This window comes from Hydrotalea sp., from assembly GCF_049968455.1.
GTDB lineage: Bacteria > Bacteroidota > Bacteroidia > Chitinophagales > Chitinophagaceae > Hydrotalea.
Genome location: NZ_JBMFQT010000012.1, coordinates 53,225 through 78,953 on the forward strand (window position 1 = coordinate 53,225; position 25,729 = coordinate 78,953).

The following is a 25,729-nucleotide window of genomic DNA, read 5'->3' on the forward strand; positions in this document are numbered from 1 at the left end:
ATCCGCTTATTAATGAAAAAGAAAAAGGCCAAACAAATAGATAAAATTTTAAATAAAAAATAGGTAAATAAATATTCCCTGTCAAAACTTTATAAGAGCATCAGGCTGTACTTTTGTGGCTGCATAAAATATTATTTTGTGCTTATTGCTTAATACAATTTTTTTTAAACTTTTCATCATGCAGCAGTCAATTGTATCAGGTTCGCCCGGCTTTAGGTTTAAAGAAGCTATGCAAAACGAAAAACCGCTTCAAATTGTAGGCACCATTAATGCTAACCATGCTTTATTGGCTACCCAAAGCGGATTTAAAGCTATTTATTTGTCAGGTGGTGGTGTAGCAGCCGGTTCTTTGGGTATTCCCGATTTAGGCATTACTACATTAGAAGATGTTTTAATTGATATAAACAGAATAACCAATGTTACCAATACACCATTATTAGTAGATGTTGATACAGGATTTGGATCATCTGCTTTTAATATTGCACGAACAGTGAAATCGCTTATAAAAGCAGGAGCCGCTGCATTGCATATTGAAGACCAGGTAGGTGCTAAACGTTGCGGACACAGACCCGGTAAAGAAGTGGTGAGTAAAGAAGAAATGGTTGACCGTATAAAGGCTGCAGTGGATGCAAAAACCGATGAACACTTTGTAATTGGTGCCCGTACAGATGCTTTAGCCAATGAAGGCTTAGAAAAAACTTTAGAAAGAGCTGTTGCTTATAAAGAAGCAGGGGCCGATTTTATTTTTGCCGAAGCAATAACGAATGTTAGTTATTATCAGAAATTTGTTGATGCAACCGGTATTCCGGTATTAGCCAATATGACAGAGTTTGGAATGACACCATTATATACAGTACAGGAATTGCGTGATGCCGGCGTTGGATTGGTATTGTATCCGTTATCTGCATTTAGAGCTGCTAATAAAGCAGCTTTAAACGTATACCAACATATTCGTACCGATGGCACACAGAAAAATGTTTTAGATACCATGCAAACCCGAGATGAACTGTATAAAAGCATTGGCTATTATGAATATGAACAAAAAATTGATAACCTTTTTAAAAAAAATAAACAATGACAGACAATACAACACCTACACCAAAACCCAAAAAAAGCGTAGCGCTTTCTGGTATTGTTGCCGGTAATACGGCTCTTTGCACAGTTGGTAAAAGTGGAAACGATCTGCATTACCGTGGCTATAATATTCTTGACTTAGCCGAAAAAGCAGAATTCGAAGAAGTAGCTTATTTGCTGATTTATGGTGAATTACCAAATAAAGCACAATTGGCCGCCTATAAAATTAAATTAAAATCGTTAAGAGGTTTACCTGTAGTTGTAAAACAAATATTGCAACAAATTCCTGCGTCTTCACACCCAATGGATGTATTACGAACAGCCGTGTCCGTTATGGGAACCGTATTACCCGAAAAAGAAGACCACAACGTAGCAGGCGCAAAAGATATTGCTGATAAATTGCTAGCATCACTTAGCTCTGCATTATTATACTGGTACCACTTTTCACACAACGGTAAACAAATTGATGTAGAAACAGATGATGATAGCATCGGTGCACATTTTTTACATTTATTACATGGCAAAAAACCAAGTAAATATTGGGAAAGAGCAATGCATACTTCATTAATTTTATATGCCGAACACGAATTCAATGCATCTACTTTTACCGGACGCGTAATTGCTGGAACTGCCTCTGATTTTTATTCGGCCATTACAGGAGCCATTGGCGCATTACGTGGACCCAAACATGGTGGTGCGAATGAAGTAGCTTATGATATTCAAAGCCGCTATTCATCAGCCGATGAAGCAGAACAAGACATAAAAAAAAGATTGGAAAATAAAGAAGTGATTATTGGCTTTGGCCACCCTGTTTACACCATTTCCGACCCGCGCAATGTGGTGATTAAAAAAATTGCACACGACCTTTCAAAAGAAGCCAATGACATGCAGCTATATCAGGTTGCTGAACGCATTGAAACCATAATGTGGAATGAGAAAAAAATGTTCCCCAATCTCGATTGGTTTTCTGCAGTATCTTATCATTTAATGGGCGTACCTACTGCCATGTTTACCCCTTTGTTCGTTGTTGCAAGAGTTACCGGTTGGAGCGCACATATTATTGAACAAAGGCAAGATGGAAAAATCATTCGTCCAAGTGCCAATTATACAGGCCCTGAAAACAGAGATTTTGTAACCATAGAAAAACGTTAATCCTATTCGTAATAAATAAAATAATTATAGAATGTCACAACATATTAGTAATGAACGTCCGCAACCTGATAAGGTATTAACCGATATAGTAGATTATGTATTGAATTATGAAATTAAAAATGAGCTTGCTTGGAAAACTGCTCATTATTGTTTACTAGATACTTTAGGTTGTGGATTTGAAGCACTTACTTATCCTGCCTGTACTAAACTATTAGGCCCTATTGTACATGGTACAATTGTACCCAACGGTGCAAAAGTTCCGGGAACTCAATTTCAATTAGATCCGGTTCAAGCAGCATTTAATATTGGTGCCATGATACGTTGGCTCGATTTTAATGATACCTGGCTAGCTGCAGAATGGGGACACCCATCTGATAATTTAGGAGGTATTTTGGCAACAGCCGATTGGCTTTCTCGCACTTATGTTGCAGCAGGTAAACCTGCTTTATTAATGAAAGATGTATTGGATGCCATGATTAGAGCCCACGAAATTCAGGGAGTTTTGGCGTTAGAAAATTCTTTCAACAAAGTAGGCTTAGATCATGTTTTATTGGTGAAAGTGGCTTCTACTGCTGTAGTGGGTAAACTTATTGGTTTAACTCGTGATGAATTAATCAACGCCATTTCCAATGCATTTCTCGATGGTCATTCTTTACGCACCTATCGCCATGCTCCCAATACCGGAAGTCGTAAATCATGGGCAGCCGGTGACGCTACGTCAAGGGCTGTACGTTTGGCACTAATTGCTAAAACGGGAGAAATGGGATATCCTTCTGTACTTACCGCGCCCAAATGGGGTTTTTATGACGTTCTATTCAAAGGAAATACATTCCAATTTCAACGCGACTATGGTTCTTATGTAATGGAAAATGTTTTATTTAAAATATCATTTCCTGCTGAATTCCATTCCCAAACTGCGGTTGAAGCGGCAATGACTATTCACAAACAGTTAAACGCAATGGGCAAATCATCCAATGATATAAAACAAATAACAATTCGTACACATGAAGCTGCCATTCGCATTATTGATAAAAAAGGCCCATTGAATAATCCGGCCGATCGAGACCACTGTATTCAGTACATGGTTGCCATTCCACTTATTTTTGGCCGCCTAACAGCTGCCGATTATGAAGACAATGTAGCTGCTGATAGCAGAATTGATGCTTTGCGCGAAAAAATTACTTGTGTTGAAGATCCTCAATTTACTAAAGACTACCACGATCCGGAAAAACGGTCAATTGCAAATGCACTTAGAGTTGAATTAAATGATGGAACCAAATTAAATGAAGTTGTGGTAGAATACCCCATAGGCCATAAGCGCAGAAGAGAAGAAGGTATTCCTGAATTATTGAAAAAGTTTAAAATTAATTTGGCACGCAAATTCCCTGAGAAACAACAGCAAAACATTTTGAACATTGCATTAAACTACAACACGCTTATCAATACCCACGTAAATGAGTTTGTTGATTTAATGGTGATATAGTTTAGTGCAGTAAACAAACAGCATGAATCATTTTTGCTGTATTTGTTTTGTTGAAAATATAAAGAGGCTGTATAAACTATATACAGCCTCTTTTTTTACTTGAAATATTTTGATTTAAACAGCACAGTAAAATGCTGAATATACAAGTGTGTTACCGTTGTTTATATTGATTAAATAAACTAAGCGGGTTCTGCCTCTTTCAATAATTGCAAATGTGCTTGAAAAAGATTATTGAGTAGGTTTTCTGAGCTTTGTTCACTTCCAATTAAATCTTGTAAGCTCACTTTATCTAATAATTGATCAATTGAAAACTGTACCATTTGCCACAATGAACGAACAGAACAATCAACCGAATTATTACAAAAGCGCATGGCACCACTATAGTCGCCACAAAACTCTTTTGAAAATAAGGCACCCCCCAGGGATTTAAGTACCTGGTTAACATTAATTTCTTTAGCAGGTCGTGCTAACACATAGCCACCTACGTTACCAGGTGTACTATTTATGTAACCGGCTTTCCGTAACAAACGGGTTAGCTTTGCTATATATGCTTTCGTTAAGCCTTCTGCCTGGCTTAACGCAAGAATGCTTAGGCCCTCATTGTCTTTGCAACGGGCAATACGTATTAATATTCTTAAACCATATTCTTCCTGTGCGGTTATTTTCATGTTGATTGATTGATTTAATTTTTCAATTAACAGAATACTTTTATGGCTAAATAATCAAAATTATAAGAAACCCAGTGTTAATTGGGCTGCTTCGCTCATCATGCTTTTATCCCATGGTGGATTCCAAACCACAGAAACATGTACATCATTTACACCCTCAATTGCTCTCACTTTTTGGTCAACTTCAATAGGCAATTCCTGTGCAGCAGGGCAACTTGGTGCTGTTAATGTCATTACAATTTGAACATTATTAATCGGCAATACTTTCACCTCATAAATCAATCCCAGCTCATATATATCCACCGGAATTTCCGGATCATAAATTTGATGGAGTACTTCAATTACTTTTTCCCGCAATACTTCAGGTTCCATGTGTATACAATTTTAAGAATGTATAGATTGAAAAGCCAAAGCATAATTTTTCATTTGCTGAATCATAGCCCTTAACCCGTTTGAACGAGTTTGTGCCAAATGCGACATCATACCAATATCTTGCAAAAAGCCCAACTTAGCTTGTAAAATTTCATCAGGTGTAAGTCCCGATAATACTTTAATTAACAAGCTTACCAAACCTTTTACAATAACGGCATCACTATCCGCTTTAAAATACACTTTACCATTTTCAAAGTTGGCCACTAACCAAACAGTTGACTGACAACCTTTAATTATATTTTCTTCCAGTTTGTATTTTGAATCAAGGGGTGGCAGTTGTTTACCTAACTCTATAATATATTCATATTTTTCTTCCCAGCTGTCTAACAACGAAAAAGCTTCAACAATCTCTGCTTCTCTGGCCGCTATGGTATTGGATTCACTCATACTATAAAAGCATTTTTTTTGATTTTTCAATTCCTTTTACTAAAGCATCCACTTCTTCAAAAGTATTATACATGGCAAATGAAGCACGAACCGTGCCGGGTATCCCAAATCGATGCATTAATGGTTGTGTACAATGATGACCAGTACGAACTGCAATTGCCTGATTATCTAATAAAACCCCCATATCCTGTGGGTGTATATTTTTTATCAAAAATGATATTACGCCGGTTTTATTTTTGGCAGTGCCATAAATATGTAAAGCATCTATTTGCAACAACTTATCGGTGGCATAAGCCAATAAAGCATTTTCGTGCGCTTGAATTTTTTCAATACCGGTTTGCTGCATAAAATCAATAGCGGCTTTCAAAGCAACGGTGTCAGCAATATTAGGCGTACCGGCCTCATATTTGTAGGGCAGAACAGCATAAGTAGTTTTTTCAAAACTCACTTCCTTAATCATTTCCCCACCGCCCATAAAAACCGGCATGCTTTCAAGTAATGCTTGTTTGCCGTATAGTACACCCACTCCGGTTGGCCCGTAAATTTTATGGCCTGAAAAAGCATAGAAATCGCAATTTAGATGCTGCACCTGAATATTTAAGTGAACAGTTGCTTGTGCACCATCAACTAACACCAATGCACCTACGTTATGTGCCATAGTTATAATATCGCTTATGGGATTTATAGTACCTAAGCTATTAGACACATAAGTAATTGCTACCAGTTTTGTTTTAGGCGATAACAGCTTTTCAAATTCTTCCATAATTAGTTCACCGGCATCATTTACGGGAACTACTTTTAAAACAGCTTTTTTTTCAGCACATAAAATTTGCCATGGAACAATATTAGAGTGGTGTTCCATAGCAGAAATTATTATTTCATCTCCTTCATGTATATTTTGCTTACCCCAAGTATTGGCAACCAAATTAATTGACTCAGTTGTGCCACGGGTAAAAATAATTTCCTCGGGTGCTGCTGCACCAATAAAAGATTGAACCGCTAAACGGGTAGCTTCATAAGCTGTGGTAGCTTCTTCAGCCAAAGTGTGTATGCCACGATGTATGTTGGCATTTGTATTCACATAAAAATCGCGCAAAGCATTAATTACTGGCCAAGGCTTTTGTGTAGTTGCCGCATTATCTAAATAAACGATGGGCTTATTGTTTATAGTACGCTGTAATAAAGGAAATTGTGAACGAACTTCACTTACAGGTAAAGTATTTAATATTGCACTTGCGGTTTCCATAATCATATTAACTGGTTTGCACAGCCAGCCTGTTTACAATAATATCTTCAATATGCTCACGCAATGATTCAATGTTTATTTTATCAATTACATCATTGGCAAATGCCAACAACAACATGGCTTTTGCCTGTGCGGTATCAATTCCACGTGAACGTAAATAAAATAAAGCTTCCTCATCTAATCTTCCCACAGTACATCCGTGTGAACATTTTACATCATCAGCAAAAATTTCTAATTGTGGCTTAGTGTTTACCGAAGCATAATCACTTAGCAAAATATTTTTATTACTCTGGTAAGCATTGGTTTTTTGTGCCTGAGGTCTTACATATATTTTACCACTAAAGACACCGGTACTGTTACCGTCTAAAATTCCTTTATATAATTCGTTACTAAAACAGTTAGGCTCACGGTTATCTACCAAGGTATGATTGTCGGCATGTGTACTTCCATTTAACAAATACAAACCATACATGTGCGCTTCATTACCGGCTTTTTCCATTATAATATTGGTATTATTACGCAACATACCCCCGGTTAATGTAGCTACTACCGTGTGTACAAAGCTTTTACCAATTTGACGAATATGTGTGGTATTTACTTGATTAGCATTAGCAACATCTGCCTGCAACTTGTAATATTCAAAATTTGCATTTTCAGCCACTACTACTTCCATTACTTCATTAATAAAACTATCTGCATTACCGATGGTAGCATAATGTTCAACAATTTTCAATGAAGCAGATTCAGAAACATATACCAAACTACGCGGTTGTGCTAAAACCGGATTTACTTGTGTGTTACACAAATGATAAACATAAAATGGTAAATCTATTTGTGTATTTTTAGGAACATACACAAACACACCACCATTGATAAAACTGGTATTTAAAGCATGTACACCATCTTTAATATACAAACTGCTTTTACCTAAATGTGCTTTTACCAACTCGGCATATGCTGTATCAGACAGTGCTTTTTGCAACGGCAGCACCAGCAACTCTTTTGAGCGAATGTTTGAAAGTGAAGCATTATAAATACCATTTACAAATATCAACTCATTAACTTCGTTACTATTAGGCAAACGTATCTGTTGCAAAAATTGCTGTTCAATTGAAACAGTATTTTCACTTAATTCGAAGGGCTTTTTGAACAACTGGCTAACAGGTGTATAACGCCATTCTTCATTTTTATAAGAAGGAATACCATTTACCTGAAAATTTTCAAATGCCTTTAAACGAATTTCGTTTAGTACAGCATCTGCTTGCTGCGTTTGCAATGCACTAAACTTTTCCTGTATATATGCCGATTCTGAAATTGCCATATTCTTTTAAAAATTTAAAATCAATGTTATTGAGCGGTAGCACCGAATGCTTCTTTTATGTAATCGTATCCTTGGTCTTCTAAGGTAAGTGCCAAATCTTTGGTACCCGATTTCACTATGCGTCCATTATACAATACGTGTACAAAGTCAGGCTGTAAATAATCCAACAAACGCTGGTAGTGGGTAATAACAATAATGGCATTTTCGCTGCTACGTAATTTATTAACACCGCTGGCAACAATACGTAAAGCATCAATATCCAAACCCGAATCGGTTTCATCTAATATAGTTAATTTGGGTTCGAGCATGGCCATTTGAAAAATTTCATTTTTCTTTTTTTCACCACCCGAAAAACCTTCATTCACTGAACGGGTAAGTAAGGCTTTATCTATTTCAACCAACTGCATTTTCTCTTTCATCAATTTCAAAAAAGAAACAGCATCCAAAGGTTCTAAACCATGGTATTTTCTTTTTTCATTCACTGCTGTTTTAATAAAATTGGTAGTGCTTACACCGGGAATTTCAACAGGGTATTGAAAAGCCAAAAACAAACCTTCGCGGGCTCTATCTTCGGGCGATAGGTCTAACATATTTTTTCCCAAAAAAGTAATAGAACCATCCGTTACTTCATATTCTTCCCTACCGGCTAAAACTGATGCCAAAGTACTTTTTCCGGAACCATTGGGACCCATAATAGCGTGTACTTCACCGGCTTTAACTTCCAAATTAATTCCCTTTAAAATTTCTTTTCCTTCAATAGCAGCATGAATGTTGTGAATAGATAACATATTAATAAAATATAATTAATGAAAAATTTAATTTAACCTACACTTCCCTCCAAACTAATAGCTAAAAGTTTTTGTGCTTCCACAGCAAATTCCATGGGCAACTGGTTCATTACCTCTTTGGCAAAACCGGTAACAATTAATGCAACAGCAGCTTCCGTGTCAATACCACGTTGGCGGCAATAAAACAATTGATCTTCACCGATTTTAGAAGTAGTGGCTTCATGTTCAATAATAGCAGAGGGATGAGAAGCCTCTATGTATGGGAAAGTATGGGCACCACATTTATCGCCCAATAACAAGGAGTCGCATTGTGAAAAGTTACGAGCATTGATTGCATTTTTAGCCACTTTTACCAAGCCACGATAACTATTTTGACTTTTGCCTGCAGAAATCCCTTTAGATACAATTCGGCTGCGGGTATTTTTTCCAATGTGAATCATCTTGGTACCGGTATCGGCTTGCTGTAAATGATTGGTAAGCGCAACTGAATAAAATTCCCCAACAGAATAATCACCTTTTAAAATTACGCTTGGGTATTTCCAGGTAATGGCAGAACCGGTTTCCACTTGCGACCACGAAATTTTTGAACGTTCGCCTAAACAAATACCCCGTTTGGTAACAAAATTATAAATACCTCCTTCTCCGTTAGCATCACCAGGATACCAGTTTTGCACCGTTGAATATTTAATTTCTGCATCCTTATGTGCCACCAATTCTACTACTGCAGCGTGCAATTGGTTTTCATCACGTTTGGGCGCTGTACAACCTTCCAAATAACTTACATAGGCGCCTTCTTCTGCAACAATTAAAGTACGCTCAAATTGTCCGGTATTTTCAGCATTAATACGGAAATAAGTAGATAGCTCCATTGGGCAACGTACCCCCTTGGGTATGTAACAAAATGAGCCATCAGAAAAAACGGCACTATTTAAAGCAGAAAAGTAATTATCAGTCATAGGTACTACCGAACCCAAATACTTTTGTATCAAATCGGGATGATTTTGAATAGCCTCACTCATGGAGCAGAAAATAATACCTACTTCTGCAAGCTGTTGTTTAAATGAAGTAGCTACCGAAACGCTATCCATTACCACATCAACCGCCACACCGGTTAGCCTTTTTTGCTCAGCAAGAGAAATACCCAACTTTTCAAAAGTTTTCAAAAGCTCTGGGTCAACTTCATCTAAACTATTTAAAGCCTGCTTTTTTTTGGGAGCGGCATAGTAAATTATGTCCTGAAAATTAATAGGCGGATATTTAATATTGGCCCAGTCGGGTGATTCCATTTTTAACCAATGAGCATATGCTTTAAGGCGCCAATTTAACATCCATTCCGGCTCGTTTTTCTTTTGCGAAATAAGCCTTACAATATCTTCATTTAAACCTTTGGGAACCGTTTCCGTTTCAATGTTTGTAACAAATCCATACTTGTATTCAGAACCTATGGCCTGCTCCAGCACATCAATTTCTTCTTTCATTCTGCTTATTTTTTCGTGAAATGCAATTCAAATTCAGCTACAAAGGTAACTGCTTTTTTCTGTTTGTACAAAATAGTATAAACAGAATGTCGATTTTTCCGCTTGTCGTAACTACCCATTGCAGACCAAAATTTATACCCCTTTAAAAAATTTGAAAAATTACATGTATGTACATACATTTGTGTTGTGAAACTAGAACAAGCCATACAAAGTGAAAATTTTAAAAGCGAAGTGCATAAGGCAACATTAAATATTTTATACACTGCCTGGTGGCTTAAAACCAAAGGAGCAGCGATTTTAAAACAATACGGAATTACCCAAGAACAATTTAATGTTTTAAGAATTTTAAAGGGTAAACACCCGAAGTCCATGTGTGTTCGCGACATTGCTGGGCGAATGATAGAAAAAAATTCGAACGTACCAAGAATTGTTGACCGCTTGGAACTTAAAAAATTGGTAGAACGCAACCAGTCGCAAATTGACAAAAGGGAAACTGTTATTCATTTAACACCCTTAGGTATTGATTTATTGGAAAGAAGCAGGCAAGCAATGGATGCATATCATGAAGCTGAAATTTTATTGAGCACTGAAGAGGCTCAACAACTAAATGCACTGCTGGAAAAAATAAGATTGAAAGAAAAATAATTTTTTTAACTAAATATATGTATATACACCGATAATCTAAATAATATTTCATGAATACAATAATACATACAGCAAATTCAAGAGGCATAGCCCAACATGGCTGGTTGTATAGCCGCCATACTTTTAGTTTTGCTGATTATTACAACCCTGAAAGAATGCACTTTGGTGCATTGAGGGTATTGAATGATGATACAGTTGCACCCGGAATGGGCTTTTCTGCTCACCCTCACCGAAATATGGAAATTATTTCCATTCCACTTTCTGGCGACTTGCACCACAAAGACAATACCGGACGCGATGCTATAATTAAAGAAAACGATATACAAATTATGAGTGCAGGCAGCGGTATTGTGCACAGTGAAACCAATGCTAACCACAACAGGCAAGTAAAATTTTTGCAAATATGGGTTTTACCCAAAGAATTAAATATAACTCCCCGCTATCAGCAAATAACACTGAATAGTGACAGTTTAAAAAATCAATTAGTTACTATTGTTGCACCCGATAATGACAAAGCTTTATGGATTAACCAGGATGCATGGTTCAGTTTAGGCAAATTTGATGCTACAACTAACATAAATTATCAACTTCACCAACCTGGTAATGGTGTTTATGTTTTTGTTATTGAAGGAAGTGCAACAATCAATAACACTACTTTAAATAACCGTGATGCCATGGGCATTACTGAAGCTTCTGAAATACCCATTCAAATAGAAGCAGGCTCGCATATTTTATTAATGGAAGTACCCATGATAACTGAATAAAACGAAAAAAATGTCAATAAAAAAAATACAAAGCATCATAGCAGGTTCACCCACTAAAGTGGGCAGTATTGATGTGCAGGAATTATTACCATATGAGCAAGGCTTTTATGACCCATTTTTGGTTTTTCACCATGGCATAGCCAAAGCCGATCCCAATATTCCCACACATATACAAGGTGTTGGCCCTCACCCCCACCGCGGATTTTCAGCCATCAGCTTTATTTATAAAGGAGGGGTCCATCATCAAGATAGCAGGGGCAATAACCACATTGTTTATGAAGGTGGAACACAATGGATTCATGCCGGAATGGGCATTATTCACAGCGAACGTGTACCCGCTAACATTTTTGAACATGGAGGTGTACAAGAATTATTGCAAGTTTGGGTAAATACCCCGGCCGCTCATAAAATGGACCAACCGCATTATTATCCCGCTACAAAGGCCGATACCCCAACTATTACAACAGAAGACGGATTGGTAGAGATTTTAGTGCCTGCCGGTGAGCTGGAGGGTAAAAAGGGTATTATTCCAACATTTACGCCGGTAAATACTTTTATGGTAAACATAAAAGCAGGTGGAAAATATACTTTCCACATTCCTGCTAAACACCAATCACTTGTTTACGTTTTAAATGGGCGTGTTGTTTACAACAATGAAACTACAATCAATAAAAAGCATATGGCTTTATTGGAAAAGCAAGGCAACGAGTTTACAATTGAAGCTCTAGAAAATAGTGCATTATTCATTGGTAGTGGCGAGCCTTTAAATGAGCCCATTTACGCTCACGGACCATTTGTAATGAATAACCAAACAGAAATTTTACAAGCTTTTAAAGATTACCAGATGGGTAAAATGGGCGTATTAATTGAAGAAGCAAATTAAACTAAACAAATATTCATTCAACATTAAAAACAAAAAAAATGGCAACTTACAAAATTGATGCTGCACACAGCGAAGTAGCTTTTAAAGTAAAACATTTAATGATTGCCAGTGTAACAGGGCAATTTAAAGAATTTGATGGATCAATGACAGCAGAAAAAGCTGATTTTACTGATGCATCTATTGATTTCGAAGCATTGGTAAATAGCATTACTACCGGTAATGATCAAAGAGATGGACATTTAAAAAGTGATGACTTTTTTGCTGCAGAAAAATACCCAAAGCTTACATTTAAAAGCACTGCTATTCAAAAATTAGATGAAGAAACTTACAATTTAACTGGTAACCTAACCATTAGAGATGTAACCAAACCCGTTACATTAAAAGTTACTTATGGCGGACAAATTATTGACCCATGGGGACAAACTAAATTAGGTTTTGAAATTGAAGGTAAAATCAACCGTAAAGATTTTGGTCTTACCTGGAGCGCAACTACCGAAACAGGGGGCATTGTTGTAAGTGATGAAGTAAAACTTCATTTAAATATTGAATTGACCAAGCAAGCATAGTTGTATTTTCAAGCGGGATGAAGGTATTTCAACCAAAAACCATCCCGCTTTTTCCCAAATTCAACAACACTTTAGGCAACTATTTTGTGCCTTTGGTGTTGTAAAATGAATATATTATAAACATGAATATTGAAATTATAGCAGGCAGCCCAAGAAAAAACAGCGTTACACAACGATTAGCTATTTTCTTAAAAAATTATTTAAGTACTCATACTGCACACCAAGTACAAATTATTGACGTTAAGGATTGGGAAATTGGTTTATTGCAACAAGTATTTACCATTGAAGAACACGCACCGGAACATTTAAAACCATTAGCCAAACGTATGTTTGCTGCCGATGCGTTTATTTTGGTTACACCGGAATACAATGGCAGTTATTCTGCAGCATTGCAAAATTTATTAGATCATTTTCCTAAGCAAACACATAAGCCATTTGGTATTGTAACGGCCTCAACAGGTGCGTTGGGTGGCATGCGTAGTGCACAGCAACTATTACTTTTAGTAGCCGCATTATTTGGTATTGCTTCACCCTATTTATTAGTAACTCCTTTTGTTGATCAAAAATTTAGTGCCGAAGGCGAAATATTAGACCCTGCATTCCAGAAAAATATTGACATTTTCATTAAGGAATTTCTTTGGTTAGCAGAAAGTTTGCATCCGGAACAGGTAACTTCCTATAATTAACCTTTCAATACAGTGGCGGAGTTGTAACTTCGCCACTTCTTTTTATACGCATTACATGAGCGACGAAATAAAACATGAATGTGGCTTGGCTTTTATTCGGTTGCGCAAGCCATTGCCTTATTATTTAGAAAAGTATGGTACGGCTTTGTATGGCCTTAATAAGTTGTACCTTTTAATGGAAAAGCAACATAACCGTGGACAAGATGGTTCCGGCATTGCTTCCGTAAAACTAAATGTACCCAATGGTTATGCATTTTTAAACAGAATGCGCAGTGCAATTCCCCAATCAATAGCCGAAATTTTTCAAAAAATAGGTTTAGAAGTTAAAGAACTTGAAAAATACCAGAAAGACATTAGTCAGCACCCCGAATTATTAAAAGGTCATTTGCCTATGCTGGGCGAATTAATGTTGGGGCATTTACGCTATGGCACACAGGGGAAAAACAATGTTGAATTTTGTCACCCGTTTATAAAACGCGATTTAATACCCGGTCGTAACCTGGCTTTGGCCGGCAACTTCAATTTGGTCAATACAGATGAACTATATCAATTACTAAACATTGAGCCCGGCGAATTTCAAAAGCAAAGCGATTTAGCGGCCATGATGGAAGTAGTGCATCATTTTTTAGTAAAAGAAGATGAAGCCAACCCCAATAATGCATCAATTGTAGATGTGCTGCAAAAAGCCACACCTTTATTTGATGGGGGTTATACCATTGGCGGCTTAACCGGTAATGGCAATAGTTTCGTAATGCGCGATGCACATGGCATAAGACCCGCTTATTATTTTGCCAATGATGAGTTTATTGTTGCTGCCAGTGAAAGAGCAGCCATTCGAACTACATTTAATGTTGGTGAAAATGAAGTAAAAGAATTAATGCCCGGTTGTGCTTTAATAGTAAACAACGAGGCAGCATTCCAAATTCACCAAATTTTACCTCCTAAAGAACGCCGTGCTTGTTCGTTTGAACGTATTTATTTTTCTCGCGGTAGCGATGAAAAAATTTACAGAGAAAGAATTGCTTTAGGTCACCATTTGAGTAAAACCGTTTTAGAAGCTATTGATTACAACTTAAAGCAAACCATTTTTTCCTATATACCCAATACTGCTGAAGTAGCCTTTTATGGTTTGGTAAAAGGCATGGAAGAATATTTAAACCAAATCAAAATACAACGCATTTTAAGCTGGGGTACCGATGTTACGGAAGAGAAGTTACAAGAAATGATTAACCGTAAAATTCGCCAGGAAAAAATAGCCATTAAAGATGTTAAGCTGCGCACCTTTATTACGGAAGACAATAACCGGAATGAAATGGTGCAACACGTTTACGATATTACTTACGGCACTGTTAAAAAAAATGAAGACTCCCTGGTTGTAATTGATGATAGCATTGTTAGAGGTACCACTTTAAAAGAAAGTATTATCCGTATGTTAGCCAGGTTGGAGCCTAAAAAAATTATTGTTGTTTCTTCAGCTCCACAAATTCGTTACCCTGATTGCTATGGCATTGACATGAGCAAAATGGGCGATTTTATTGCGTTTAAAGCAGCGCTTTCATTACACAAAAAAAGAGGTATTGAAAGCAATTTGATAGAATTATTCAATACCTGCAAAGAAATGGAAAGGAATAATCAATTGCATACTGAAAATATGGTTAGGCAGGTATATAAACCTTTCACAACAGAAGAAATATCAGCTGAAATTGCCCAATTAATTACACCTCCGGAATTAAACCTTTCGGTTGAAGTTATCTTTCAAACCATTGAAGATTTGCATCATTCATGCCCAACCAACACCGGCGATTGGTACTTTACCGGTAATTACCCAACCCCTGGTGGAAATAGGGTTTGCAATAGAGCATTTATGAATTATATGGAGGGTAAAAACATTCGAGGATACTAAACCACACCAATACTATGAAACAACTCATCATTGTAAGGCATGCAAAAACCAACATTGATGCCCCAACAGATTTTGAAAGAACATTAACCGAAAAAGGCCACAAAGAAGCGGATGAAATGGCGCAAAAATTGTTGCATGAAAATATTAAGCTCGACGCCATCATATCAAGTAATGCATTAAGGGCTTTAAGCACTGCAAAGCATTTTTTAAAGGCATATCAACACAATGGAATGTTGTTAAATCAATCCATCATTGAAGCACCAGAACTGTACAATGCTGATGTATCCACATTTTTTGAAGTAGTAGAAGGATTAGATGACAACATACAATCCATTGCACTTTTTTCACACAACACCGGCATCTCAGAGTTTGCATACAAATGTTCGAACTATAGAAATGACATTGTACCGTTACCAACATGTGGTATGGTAGGCATTCAAGTGAATACGAAAAGTTGGCAGCATTTTGGTACTGCAGCTAAGCAATTTTTGTTTTTTCTTGCCCCCCAAAAAAATTAAATATATTTTTTTTAGCATTCACCAAAAACACACCGGCAAAAATGCAAATGCCGGCCAATAACTTTATTAAGGTAAACTGTTCGCCCAATAACCAAACAGCAATTATAGCCGCAAATACCGGTTGTGTATATATATAACTACCGGTAGCCGATGCACCAATTTTAGAAATGCCATACACATTAAACAAGTAGGCTACAAAAGTTGCTCCAACACAAATTAATGTCAACATCAACCATTCAAATGCACCAAACAATTGCCAATTGGTTTTAAAAAAATCGTTCCAACAAAAAGGTATTAAAAAAATTGCTCCAAAAGTAAATACCCAACGCATTACATGCAATGGAGAATAATTTTGCATTAATGGTCTTACCCAAACCATATAAAAAGCATAAGAAATTGCATTAATCAGAATATACATGTCGCCTAACAAACTATCTTGCTTGTTAGGTGTATTTTGTTTTAATACTATCAACATGGCAGCGCCACCAACTCCTAAAATCAATCCTAAAATTTTAACAACAGTTACCCGTTCTTGCAATATCCAGGCAGCAATAAATGTAATGAATATTGGCGTTGCTAGTGCTAATAAAGAAGCATGAATGGAAGAAGTAAGTGATAACCCTTTTATAAAAAACAACTGATTAATTGTAACACCGGTTAGTCCGCATAACATAAACAAAGGCACATGCTTACGTTGAATACCTGCATTTCCTACAGGTTTAATAATGTATAACAACCAAAATAATAGTAATGCCGTGATTACCCTTGCAAAATTCAATCCGAATGGTAAAATATACTGGGGCGTTATGTGTTTAACAGCAGCATAATTTACACCAAATAGCAAATTGGTAATAATTACTGCACCTTGTGCTTTCCACTTGTTGTTCACAAACATATTGCAAATATAACGGTAAGGGTATTGCTTATTCAATTAAGTAGGCAGCAGCTCAATTAATTTTTGTGGAGCAAATACTTCAGGCTGAATGGCAGCAAAATCATATTGCTCTAACAAGGGCAATTGTTTACTTAATTCAAGAGAATGTTGAGGCACCATTAACCCCATTTTTAATGCGTGTAATCTTTCCGCCAAATACATTTGTTCTGTTTGGCCGGGTGTAGGAATAAATAAACATTTTTTTTGAAGGCATAGTAATTCCATAACGGAAGTGTAACCACTTCGGGCAATTACAAAACGGCTTGATTGTATAATTTGTTGCAATTCATTTTCAGAGGCGTGGTTTAAAACTCTATGTTTTGATTTAACTTTTGCACCGGGTATTTGAGGCTGCCCTAATAAAATAACGATTCGTGCATGAATGTTTTGTGTTTGCTCAATTATCATTGCCTGCAACAAACTACGTTGCGGTTCTGGTCCAGATAATAAAAAACAATAATCATATTGATAGTTCTGTTGCTGAGGCAATGTCAAATTAAACCGACACAATAAACCAATATAACTGACAGGTACACTGGGCAAATGATTAGGATGTGAAAGCATACCAGCAATGCCACCATTCAAACCCATATCCGGCACCCAACATTCATTAAACTTTTGAATATACCTATAATTGATGCTTTGTAACAAACTACGTAACCAATTGTAGGGTGCCATGATAGTTAACTGATGCGTGATGAATGTACAAGGTACTTGAGCATGGTACATTCCAAACCGGTTATCACTAATTACCCAATTAATTTGGTATTGCTTTACCAGTTTTTTAAGCAATTGGTTTTCATGTCGAATAGCCCTCAATATTTTAGGCACTTGCAACATTAATTTAAAAGGAAGTATAAAGCCATTTTTTGCATATTGAACAGAATAACCGGGGATGTCTACAATTGTAATTTCAGGAAATTCGGCTTGTAATAATTGAATTGATTTTCCGGAAGCTGCCACAGTTACATGGTATCCATTGATTATCAATGCTTTAATAATGGGAATACAGCGGGTGGCATGGCCAAGTCCCCAATCGAGTGGGGTTACCAGCACATTTTTTCCATAAATTTTTACCGAATAATTGGTAAGGCTGTTCTTTTTTCCCAATTTATACCGTATTTTTAATTTTTCACACCTAGATGTTAACTTATGTTTCAACAGCGCAACAAAATACAACTTGTTCTGTTAATAATAATGATGATGGCTTTAGCATCGTGTGGAATTTTAGGCAAATCAAATTATAAAAAGCATTGCATGTGTCCGGTATATAAACCCGTATAAATATTTCTTTTAACCCCCCAAACGAATGAGATAAATATGAAAAACGGCAGCAGAGATCTTTTAGTACTTTCTAAAAGTGAATTTATTGGCCCCGATGACTTTGCCAATGAAGTTGCACAGTTAAACCTATTGTTACACCGTGCCGAAAACTTTAGGAATTATTGCATAGCCAACGAATTAATTGATCTTAATCGATCGAAAATTATTCGTTCGCAACATTTAATGCAACAAGCCATTAAAGATCGTTTGCACAAACCATTTGTATTTATTTGCAACAAAAACTAAAAATAGTTCTGCTTTACTCATTTACACGGCTAAATCTTATCTTCCTTACATAAAAAATTCAAAAAAGGCTGCAAACAATCGCAGCCTTTTTATATGGTACAAACTTTGTCATTTATTGAAGAGAAGCCAGTGCTTTTTCTAAACCGGTGAGCATAGGTTCAATATCGGTTTCACGACAGGTTCCTACACTTAATCTATACCAATTACTATTTACATCTGCACCAAAAGCATAAAAGGGAACAATAGCAATTTTAGCCTCCGACAAAATATAATTGGTAACTGCTTCCTGATTTTTTAACACTTCGCCATTAGGCATTTTTTTACCCACTAAATTTATTTGAACTGTTAAATAAATGGCGGCTTGTGGTGCAATTGCATCAACGGTATACCCTTTTTGTTGTAGGCTTTTTATTCCTTCATAAATTCGGTTTAACCTTAATGCTAAAGCTTGCTTGTATTGTTGTAAATATTTTTCAATCGCTTCATGTTGAAGTAAATACTTGGCAACAGCTTGTTGCTCAGCCATGGGTGCCCATGCGCCCAGGTGACTTAAAATAGCTTTCATTTTAGCTATGATGGCAGCAGGACCAAATGCCCAACCTACTCTAACACCGGTAGCAGCAAATGCTTTTGAAATACCATCAATAAATATAGTATAGTTTCGCATTTCAGGCCTTAATGTAACAGGGTTATAATGTTGAATGGCCCCATAGGTAAGTGTCCAATACATTTGATCAAACATTACGTATAATTTTTTTGCATCGGCAGGTCTGCTATTATTCTCGGCTATCACCAAATCACATATTTTTTCTAGTTCTTCCTTTGATAATGTTGTACCTGTAGGATTTTGAGGAGTGCATAAACAAAGTAACGTAGCCCCCTTTATGTGTTTAGCAATATCATCGGCAGTAGGCATAAAATTATTTTCAGGAGTACAATAAATTGTACAATGCTGCCCTCCTGTTAAATGCACATAATGATTGTTATTCCATGAGGGTACCCCATAAATTACCTTATCACCTGCATCAACCAATGTTTGGAATAAAGTATAAATTAATGGTCGTCCTCCAGAAGCAATTTGTATTTCATTATCATGATAATTTATCCCTTCATACTTAGCAATAAAGGCTGCCACCGCTTTCCTTAAAGAGGCTATACCATCTGCTGGTGGGTAGTTGGTATATTTTTGTTGATAGCTTTCAATAATTAATTGTTCCAATTCTGCAGGAATTGGAAATACGGATGAATCAAAATCGCCAATAGTAAAATTGTATATTTTTTCGCCTTGCTTCATTCTTTCGCTAATGGCATTTCCCAACTTAACTATTTCGCTTCCAATAAGGCTTTCAGCCAGTTTACTCACTTTTGTCATTACTATTGTTTTATAAATAAAAAAGCTTACAATTGTTAGCAAAATTAAGGTTTTAATCCCGCTTTGCCATAAAAAAAGGCTCCGACAATGGGAGCCTTTACACTAATTTTTCACTCTATCAATGGTTTGCGTTGTATTTTTTTTCTGCCTCTTGCGCTTTTTTAAAATCAAGAACAACACCATTAATACAATAGCGTAAACCGGTGGGCGGAGGACCATCTTCAAAAACATGTCCTAAATGCGACTTACAACGACCACATTCCACTTCAGTTCGTTTCATGCCATAACTGTTATCGGGTAGATATATCACAGATGTTTTACTGATTGGCTCGTAAAAACTGGGCCATCCACAACCACTATCAAATTTGGTATCGCTTCTAAATAAGGGGTTACCACAAACAGCACAATAATAGGTGCCCACTTCATGAAAGTTTTCAAACTTACTTGTGAAAGGACGTTCCGTACCTTTTTGGCGGGCAATGTAATATACTTCCGGCGAAAGAATTTTTTTCCATTCAGCATCGGTTTTGTTGTAATTGTTTGAATCGCCTCCAAGTTGTGATTGGTTGGTTACACTATCCATATGATTAATTTTTGTTTTTGGTTGCCCTGAACAACTCAGCATGCTTGTTAAAAGCACTAACAACACTACAAAAGATAAAAAGGGCTTCATTTTATAAATTTTAAAAAATAAACAACATTCAATTTCTTACAAAAGGTATATAAAGTTACGAAAAGCTATTAGTATTGGATTTTGTATAATACTTAGCAAATTTTAATAACAGTTATTCAATATCATTGTTCAATTGTTAAGGAAATGTAAAGTGCAACACTTATATTTGTTCCTCACAATAAATTGAGTGCGAGGCTATGTTTAATATTATTCTGTTTGGCCCTCCCGGTAGTGGAAAAGGTACACAAAGTGAAAAATTAGTGGCGCAATACCAATTAAAACATTTAAGCACCGGCGATTTACTACGAAGTGAAATTGCAGCCCAAACCCCTTTAGGTTTAGAAGCGAAAAGTTTAATGGATAAGGGCCAATTGGTACCAGATGAAGTAGTGGTTGGAATGATTAGTTCCGCTTTAGAGCAAAACCCCAATGCCAAGGGTTTTTTATTTGATGGTTTTCCCCGAACCAAAGCACAATGTGAAGCATTAGATGCTTTATTGCAACTAAAACACACGCAAATTAACGTTGTATTGGCTTTAGAAGTAAGTGAAGCCGAATTAATAAAACGCCTATTAAACCGCGGTTTAACCAGTGGTAGAAGCGATGATACCAATGAGGCTATTATTAAAGCACGTATTGAAGAATACAATAAAAAGACGGCTGCAGTAAAAGACTATTATACCAAATTTAAAAAAGTAGTTGAAGTAAAGGGTGAAGGAACTGTAGAAGAAATTTTTAACAGTTTGTGCAGCGAAATTAACAAACGCTTGTCTTAGTAGTACGATATTGGCTACCAAAACCAACTGCTAACCCACTTGAGTATAATAAACTTTAGTGGGTTTTTTTATTCCTTACCCTTACAAACTAACATCCATTAGTATTCAAACTGCTTTTTACTTATTTTTGAAGCACTCATTTAATTATATTTTTCAATCATTCATATGATAATAGAAAGTTATATTTTAGGCCGTTGGATAACAGGCAAAGGGGAAGGCCAACCTTTATACCATGCAGTTACAGGAGAATATATTGGTTCAGCCAGTACGGAAGGGTTTAATATGGGCGAACTGCTTGACTTTGCTCGCCAAAAAGGGAATAAAGCTTTACGTAAAATGACCTTTCAACAACGTGGCTTAATGTTAAAAGCGCTGGCTTTACATTTACAGCAACATTTACCGGAATTATATAGTTTAAGCTATAAAACAGGAGCAACCAAAGCCGATAGTTGGGTTGATATTGAAGGGGGTATTGGCAATCTTTTTTCTTATGCTTCATTACGCCGCAAATTACCCGATTTACCTTATTGGCCTGAAGGGGAAGCTCATATGCTAGGTAAAGCCAAAACTTTTATGGGGCACCATTTGCTACTGCCTAAAGAGGGTGTTGCCATACATATAAATGCCTATAACTTTCCTGTTTGGGGAATGCTGGAAAAAATTGCGGTTAATTTTATGGCGGGTGTACCTGCTATTGTAAAACCTGCTACAGTGGGCTGCTATTTAACCCAGGCTGTTGTAAAGCATATGGTGAATTCAGGAATACTACCCGAAGGGGCTTTACAACTATTATGCGGTAGTACAGGCAATTTATTAAATGAAGTAAATGCACAGGATACCATTACGTTTACTGGTAGTGCACACACAGGTCTTCAGTTAAAAAGTAATCCTACCATTTTGCAAAACAATGTTTCTTTTACAATGGAAGCCGATTCACTCAATGCCATTGTTCTAGCTGAAGATGTTGAACCCGGTATGCCGGAATGGGATTTATTTATTAAAGAAGTTAGAAGAGAAATGACTTTAAAATGTGGGCAACGTTGCACGGGTGTTCGCCGTATTTTGGTTCCTGAAAATAAAATAGATTTAGTACAAAATGATTTATCCAAAGCATTATCACAAACTGTTATAGGCAATCCGCTGAATGAAAAAGTGAGAATGGGAAGTTTGGCAGGAAAAACACAAAAAGCAGAAGTACTAAAACAAGTTAGCCTATTATTGAAAACAAGTGAATTGGTATATGGCAATTTAGAAACAGTTGAGATAGTAGATGCAAATGCGAAAGCCGGCGCATTTGTCAGTCCTTTATTATTGCGTAATAACCAACCTTTACATACTTCAGAAGTACATAATATTGAAGCTTTTGGCCCTGTTTCCACTTTAATGCCTTACCGAAATTTAGAAGAAGCAATTACCATTACTAAATTAGGCAAAGGCTCATTGGTATCTACCATTGTAACTGCTTCCCGAAATACGGCAAGAGAATATGTAATAGAAGCCGGTACTTACCATGGAAGAATTTTAATATTGAACCAACAATGCGGAAAAGAAAATACCGGACATGGATCACCGTTACCAATGTTGGTACATGGAGGACCCGGTCGTGCTGGTGGTGGCGAAGAGATGGGTGGCTTAAGAGGTATTCACCATTATATGCAACGTGTTGCCCTACAAGGCTCACCCGATATGCTAACCGCTGTATTACAGCAATATCAAACCAATGCTACCGGAATTGCAGCTACCATTCATCCTTTTAAAAAACATTTCGAAGAACTGGAAATAGGGTATCAACTCATTACCAAAAGCATGACCATGACTTCGGAGTTAATTGATGCTTTCGCCAACCTTTCAGGCGATCATTTTTATGCCCACCTACGAAACACCAATTTTGAAGGAACAATGTTTACACAGCAAGTTGCACATGGTTACTTATTATTAAGTTTATCGGCTGGTTTATTTGTAGATAGTTATGAAAAAAATCCGGTATTGTTGAATTATGGAATTGACGAACTTCGTTTTACTAAACCGGTATATCCGGGCATGAGTTTTCATGTTCGCTTTACTTGTAAAGAAAAAATTAGTCAGGATAAGAAAGAACCTACTGACATTGCACGTGGCATTGTGAAATGGCTGGTTGAAATGATTGATGATGAAAATGATGAACTTATTGGCATTGCTACAATACTTACTATGGTAAAAAAATTAGAACAATAAAACAGCTTATATGAATAACGAGCAAGGATATGTACATGTACATCACAGCAATGGCATTAGCATGATTGAATTTTTTCATCCACAAAGCAATGCAATGCCCGGTCATCTTTTAAATGAGTTAGCCGAAGCCATTCATAACGAAAGTATTAATGCAGATATAAAAGTAATTGTACTACGTTCCGGTGGCGAAAAAGCATTTTGCGCAGGGGCTTCATTTGAAGAATTAGCAGCCGTTCAAAATGAAACAGCCGGCCATCGTTTCTTCAGTGGCTTTGCACATGTTATTAATGCCATGCGTAAAGCACCGCAATTAATTATTGCCCGCATTCAAGGTAAATGTGTAGGTGGAGGAGTAGGCATTGCAGCCGCTGCCGATTATGCCATTGCCACTTCCGGTGCTGATGTTAAATTAAGTGAATTAGCAGTTGGCATTGGACCTTTTGTAGTTGGGCCGGCTGTTGAAAGAAAAATTGGATTATCAGCCTTTTCACAATTAGCCATTGATGCCACCAACTGGCGTCCGGCAGAATGGGCCAAACAAAAAGGGCTTTATGCTGAATTACATGCCGATAAAGAAGGTATGGATGAAAGCATTCATCGCTTAAGTAATTTTTTGGCTCACAGCAATTTTGATGCTATTAAGGAATTGAAACATATTTTTTGGCAAGGCACTTCACATTGGGATGAGCTATTGCACCAACGCGCTGCCGTTAGTGGGAAATTAGTATTAAGCGAACATACCAAACAATTCATTCAACATTTTAAAAACAACAAAAAATAATAGCATTATTGAATAATACCGGCGGCCCACTCAGTTTCATATTTTGAGGTAATTAACTTGGTTTGAAGTTCAATTAATTTTTGTTTGGTTTCCAATAATTTAGACTCACGAGCATTGATTAAAAACAAGGAACTTTCACCGTTATTAAATTTCAATAATTCATTACGAAGTAATATTTCAAAACTATTTACCAAACTATTTATTTGCTGCAACTGTTCTGCATACAAATGGTTTTGGTTATAGTACATGCTTATTTTATTTTGCAATTGCCATTTTTTAGCAGTTACATTCAATTGCGTTTGTTCAATTTTTATTTGTGTTTTTTTGTAATCGCCCCGGGCATTTCTTAAAAACAAGGGTACTTTAAAATCAATTCCAAACTTATAGTTGTTTTCCAAAAAAGCTACATCATTCACTTTGTATAATGCATTATAACCTTTATTTAATAAGTTTGCTTTTAAGTTAAGTGTAGGTAAAAAATTCTGCCATTTTAATTTTCGTTCTACCTCTAAGCCATCTAACTTAAATGCATATGCTCTAATTTCCGGATGGTTATTGATAGCGGCAGTAATGAGTTCAGGTAAATTAATAGTAACATTATAATCGAGTAATGCAGTAGTGTCGGGCACATAATTTTGCGGCAGCAGATAAGGCATTTCGTTTTCATCCCACAAATAATCGGTTAGTTGTAATATTGCTTTATTCAGCTTTACATCTGCATCATTTAGTAAAGCAATATAATTTAGTACTTGCGCATTCGCTTCAATTGTATCAGCCAAAGCTTTATCACCTTGCTGGTAAGCAATAACCATTAAATGCAATCGGTTTTTGGCAATGCTCAAAAATTTTTCATACAATTTTTTTTGTGCAAACGCCGAATACCATTGCCAGTATTGCTTTACAGCATCCAACAACAAATCATTGATAGCAGCATTGCGCTGTTGCTGTGTTTGTTTAGCCGTAATTTTAGCTTGTTGTAAAGCGGCTCTTCGCTTATCCATCAACATTCCTTTTAGAACAGCTACTTCTGCCCCTAAATAACTGGTTTGACCGGTAGTAACTTCGCGGGTAATGTAATTACCGCCATTATCTTCAGCACCTGCCTTTATGTCCATACCTATAGGTAGGGGCACTTTTAGTTCGGCATTGTTATAATAATAATAGTTGGTATTATTAAAAGTTTTTTGATGGTTGTTGTATTGAATAACAGGATCAAACTCTCCTCTGGCACTTGTAATTTCTGCTTCCGCTCCGGTTACCGAAAGTGAGGCAACCTTTGCCAAAGGATGATTCTTTTTTACTGATTGTAAATAATCGTTTATTGAAAACACAGTTTCGTTTTGCGCCAAAAGACTCAATGGCGAAACTATAATACTACATACCCAAAATAAATATGATTTCATACACATGCGGCTA

Annotated in this window: 26 protein-coding genes; 14 read left to right on the forward strand and 12 right to left on the reverse strand. The window is 36.5% G+C overall.

Features of this window, described 5'->3' with window-relative positions:
- Positions 1–178: 178 nt before the first annotated feature.
- Genes prpB through ACP5P5_RS09775 form a run of 3 tightly spaced genes read left to right on the forward strand, consistent with a single transcriptional unit; the run spans position 179 to position 3,709 of the window.
- Positions 179–1,078 (forward strand): methylisocitrate lyase, encoded by a 900-nt coding sequence (gene prpB, locus ACP5P5_RS09765; RefSeq protein WP_428285921.1) that lies wholly within the window; start codon positions 179–181, stop codon positions 1,076–1,078.
- Positions 1,075–2,226 (forward strand): bifunctional 2-methylcitrate synthase/citrate synthase, encoded by a 1,152-nt coding sequence (prpC, locus tag ACP5P5_RS09770; RefSeq protein WP_428285922.1) that lies wholly within the window; start codon positions 1,075–1,077, stop codon positions 2,224–2,226. Before prpB ends, prpC begins: the two co-directional genes overlap by 4 nt.
- A gap of 31 nt (positions 2,227–2,257) precedes the next feature.
- Positions 2,258–3,709: a bifunctional 2-methylcitrate dehydratase/aconitate hydratase gene (locus tag ACP5P5_RS09775; RefSeq protein ID WP_428285923.1), complete on the forward strand. Its 1,452-nt coding sequence runs from the start codon at positions 2,258–2,260 to the stop codon at positions 3,707–3,709.
- Between the two features lie 179 nt (positions 3,710–3,888).
- Here ACP5P5_RS09775 and ACP5P5_RS09780 read toward each other — a convergent pair whose 3' ends face one another.
- The 7 genes from ACP5P5_RS09780 to sufB are packed head-to-tail and all read right to left on the reverse strand — an operon-like array spanning position 3,889 to position 10,029.
- The gene (locus ACP5P5_RS09780) at positions 3,889–4,377 is read right to left on the reverse strand and encodes an RrF2 family transcriptional regulator (RefSeq protein ID WP_428285924.1); all 489 of its coding nucleotides are present in this window, start codon (positions 4,375–4,377) and stop codon (positions 3,889–3,891) included.
- 60 nt (positions 4,378–4,437) lie between these two features.
- On the reverse strand, positions 4,438–4,749 hold the full coding sequence (locus ACP5P5_RS09785) for an iron-sulfur cluster assembly protein (RefSeq protein WP_111296900.1): 312 nt from the start codon (positions 4,747–4,749) through the stop codon (positions 4,438–4,440).
- Positions 4,750–4,761: 12 nt separating this feature from the next.
- A complete protein-coding gene (locus tag ACP5P5_RS09790) occupies positions 4,762–5,196 on the reverse strand; it encodes a SufE family protein (protein ID WP_428285925.1) in 435 nt (144 codons plus the stop codon).
- Between the two features lies 1 nt (position 5,197).
- Positions 5,198–6,448: a cysteine desulfurase gene (locus tag ACP5P5_RS09795; protein WP_428285926.1), complete on the reverse strand. Its 1,251-nt coding sequence runs from the start codon at positions 6,446–6,448 to the stop codon at positions 5,198–5,200.
- A 1-nt stretch (position 6,449) separates the two neighbouring features.
- The gene (sufD, locus tag ACP5P5_RS09800; protein ID WP_428285927.1) at positions 6,450–7,763 is read right to left on the reverse strand and encodes a Fe-S cluster assembly protein SufD; all 1,314 of its coding nucleotides are present in this window, start codon (positions 7,761–7,763) and stop codon (positions 6,450–6,452) included.
- 26 nt (positions 7,764–7,789) lie between these two features.
- The gene (gene sufC / locus ACP5P5_RS09805; RefSeq protein WP_428285928.1) at positions 7,790–8,551 is read right to left on the reverse strand and encodes a Fe-S cluster assembly ATPase SufC; all 762 of its coding nucleotides are present in this window, start codon (positions 8,549–8,551) and stop codon (positions 7,790–7,792) included.
- A gap of 32 nt (positions 8,552–8,583) precedes the next feature.
- Complete coding sequence (gene sufB, locus ACP5P5_RS09810) at positions 8,584–10,029, reverse strand: Fe-S cluster assembly protein SufB (RefSeq protein ID WP_428285929.1); 1,446 nt, start codon at positions 10,027–10,029, stop codon at positions 8,584–8,586.
- A 186-nt stretch (positions 10,030–10,215) separates the two neighbouring features.
- Here sufB and ACP5P5_RS09815 point away from each other — a divergent pair, with 186 nt between their 5' ends.
- The 7 genes from ACP5P5_RS09815 (at position 10,216) to ACP5P5_RS09845 (ending at position 15,994) form a co-directional block, all read left to right on the forward strand.
- Positions 10,216–10,674, forward strand: a complete 459-nt coding sequence (locus ACP5P5_RS09815) for a MarR family winged helix-turn-helix transcriptional regulator (protein WP_428285930.1) — start codon at positions 10,216–10,218, stop codon at positions 10,672–10,674.
- 50 nt (positions 10,675–10,724) lie between these two features.
- A complete protein-coding gene (locus ACP5P5_RS09820; RefSeq protein ID WP_428285931.1) occupies positions 10,725–11,438 on the forward strand; it encodes a pirin family protein in 714 nt (237 codons plus the stop codon).
- Between the two features lie 10 nt (positions 11,439–11,448).
- Entirely contained in the window at positions 11,449–12,321 is an 873-nt protein-coding gene (locus ACP5P5_RS09825; RefSeq protein ID WP_428285932.1) for a pirin family protein, read from the forward strand.
- Positions 12,322–12,359: 38 nt separating this feature from the next.
- The gene (locus tag ACP5P5_RS09830) at positions 12,360–12,887 is read left to right on the forward strand and encodes a YceI family protein (RefSeq protein WP_428285933.1); all 528 of its coding nucleotides are present in this window, start codon (positions 12,360–12,362) and stop codon (positions 12,885–12,887) included.
- Positions 12,888–13,009: 122 nt separating this feature from the next.
- Entirely contained in the window at positions 13,010–13,573 is a 564-nt protein-coding gene (locus ACP5P5_RS09835) for an NADPH-dependent FMN reductase (RefSeq protein ID WP_428285934.1), read from the forward strand.
- Between the two features lie 55 nt (positions 13,574–13,628).
- Positions 13,629–15,476 carry an amidophosphoribosyltransferase gene (locus tag ACP5P5_RS09840; RefSeq protein WP_428285935.1) on the forward strand — a complete coding sequence of 616 codons (1,848 nt, stop codon included), beginning with the start codon at positions 13,629–13,631 and terminating at the stop codon, positions 15,474–15,476.
- A 14-nt stretch (positions 15,477–15,490) separates the two neighbouring features.
- Entirely contained in the window at positions 15,491–15,994 is a 504-nt protein-coding gene (locus tag ACP5P5_RS09845) for a SixA phosphatase family protein (RefSeq protein WP_428285936.1), read from the forward strand.
- Here ACP5P5_RS09845 and ACP5P5_RS09850 read toward each other — a convergent pair.
- Positions 15,954–16,889 carry a DMT family transporter gene (locus tag ACP5P5_RS09850; RefSeq protein ID WP_428285937.1) on the reverse strand — a complete coding sequence of 312 codons (936 nt, stop codon included), beginning with the start codon at positions 16,887–16,889 and terminating at the stop codon, positions 15,954–15,956. The two genes, ACP5P5_RS09845 and ACP5P5_RS09850, sit on opposite strands and share 41 nt — an antisense overlap.
- Before the next feature lie 36 nt (positions 16,890–16,925).
- Positions 16,926–18,038: a glycosyltransferase family protein gene (locus tag ACP5P5_RS09855; RefSeq protein WP_428285938.1), complete on the reverse strand. Its 1,113-nt coding sequence runs from the start codon at positions 18,036–18,038 to the stop codon at positions 16,926–16,928.
- 210 nt (positions 18,039–18,248) lie between these two features.
- Between ACP5P5_RS09855 and ACP5P5_RS09860 the strand changes: the two genes are divergently transcribed.
- Entirely contained in the window at positions 18,249–18,497 is a 249-nt protein-coding gene (locus ACP5P5_RS09860) for a hypothetical protein (protein ID WP_111296923.1), read from the forward strand.
- Positions 18,498–18,609: 112 nt separating this feature from the next.
- Here the strand turns inward: ACP5P5_RS09860 and ACP5P5_RS09865 are convergent, their stop codons facing one another.
- Both ACP5P5_RS09865 and msrB read right to left on the reverse strand, forming a co-directional pair.
- Positions 18,610–19,869 (reverse strand): pyridoxal phosphate-dependent aminotransferase, encoded by a 1,260-nt coding sequence (locus ACP5P5_RS09865; protein ID WP_428285939.1) that lies wholly within the window; start codon positions 19,867–19,869, stop codon positions 18,610–18,612.
- A gap of 118 nt (positions 19,870–19,987) precedes the next feature.
- Positions 19,988–20,452, reverse strand: a complete 465-nt coding sequence (gene msrB, locus ACP5P5_RS09870; RefSeq protein ID WP_428285940.1) for a peptide-methionine (R)-S-oxide reductase MsrB — start codon at positions 20,450–20,452, stop codon at positions 19,988–19,990.
- A gap of 287 nt (positions 20,453–20,739) precedes the next feature.
- Between msrB and ACP5P5_RS09875 the strand changes: the two genes are divergently transcribed.
- From ACP5P5_RS09875 to ACP5P5_RS09885, 3 genes are all read left to right on the forward strand, one after another.
- The gene (locus tag ACP5P5_RS09875) at positions 20,740–21,318 is read left to right on the forward strand and encodes an adenylate kinase (protein WP_428285941.1); all 579 of its coding nucleotides are present in this window, start codon (positions 20,740–20,742) and stop codon (positions 21,316–21,318) included.
- Positions 21,319–21,483: 165 nt separating this feature from the next.
- Complete coding sequence (paaZ, locus tag ACP5P5_RS09880; RefSeq protein WP_428285942.1) at positions 21,484–23,532, forward strand: phenylacetic acid degradation bifunctional protein PaaZ; 2,049 nt, start codon at positions 21,484–21,486, stop codon at positions 23,530–23,532.
- 10 nt (positions 23,533–23,542) lie between these two features.
- Positions 23,543–24,313 (forward strand): enoyl-CoA hydratase/isomerase family protein, encoded by a 771-nt coding sequence (locus tag ACP5P5_RS09885; protein ID WP_428285943.1) that lies wholly within the window; start codon positions 23,543–23,545, stop codon positions 24,311–24,313.
- Between the two features lie 5 nt (positions 24,314–24,318).
- Here ACP5P5_RS09885 and ACP5P5_RS09890 read toward each other — a convergent pair whose 3' ends face one another.
- Entirely contained in the window at positions 24,319–25,716 is a 1,398-nt protein-coding gene (locus ACP5P5_RS09890; protein ID WP_428285944.1) for a TolC family protein, read from the reverse strand.
- Positions 25,717–25,729 lie beyond the last annotated feature (13 nt).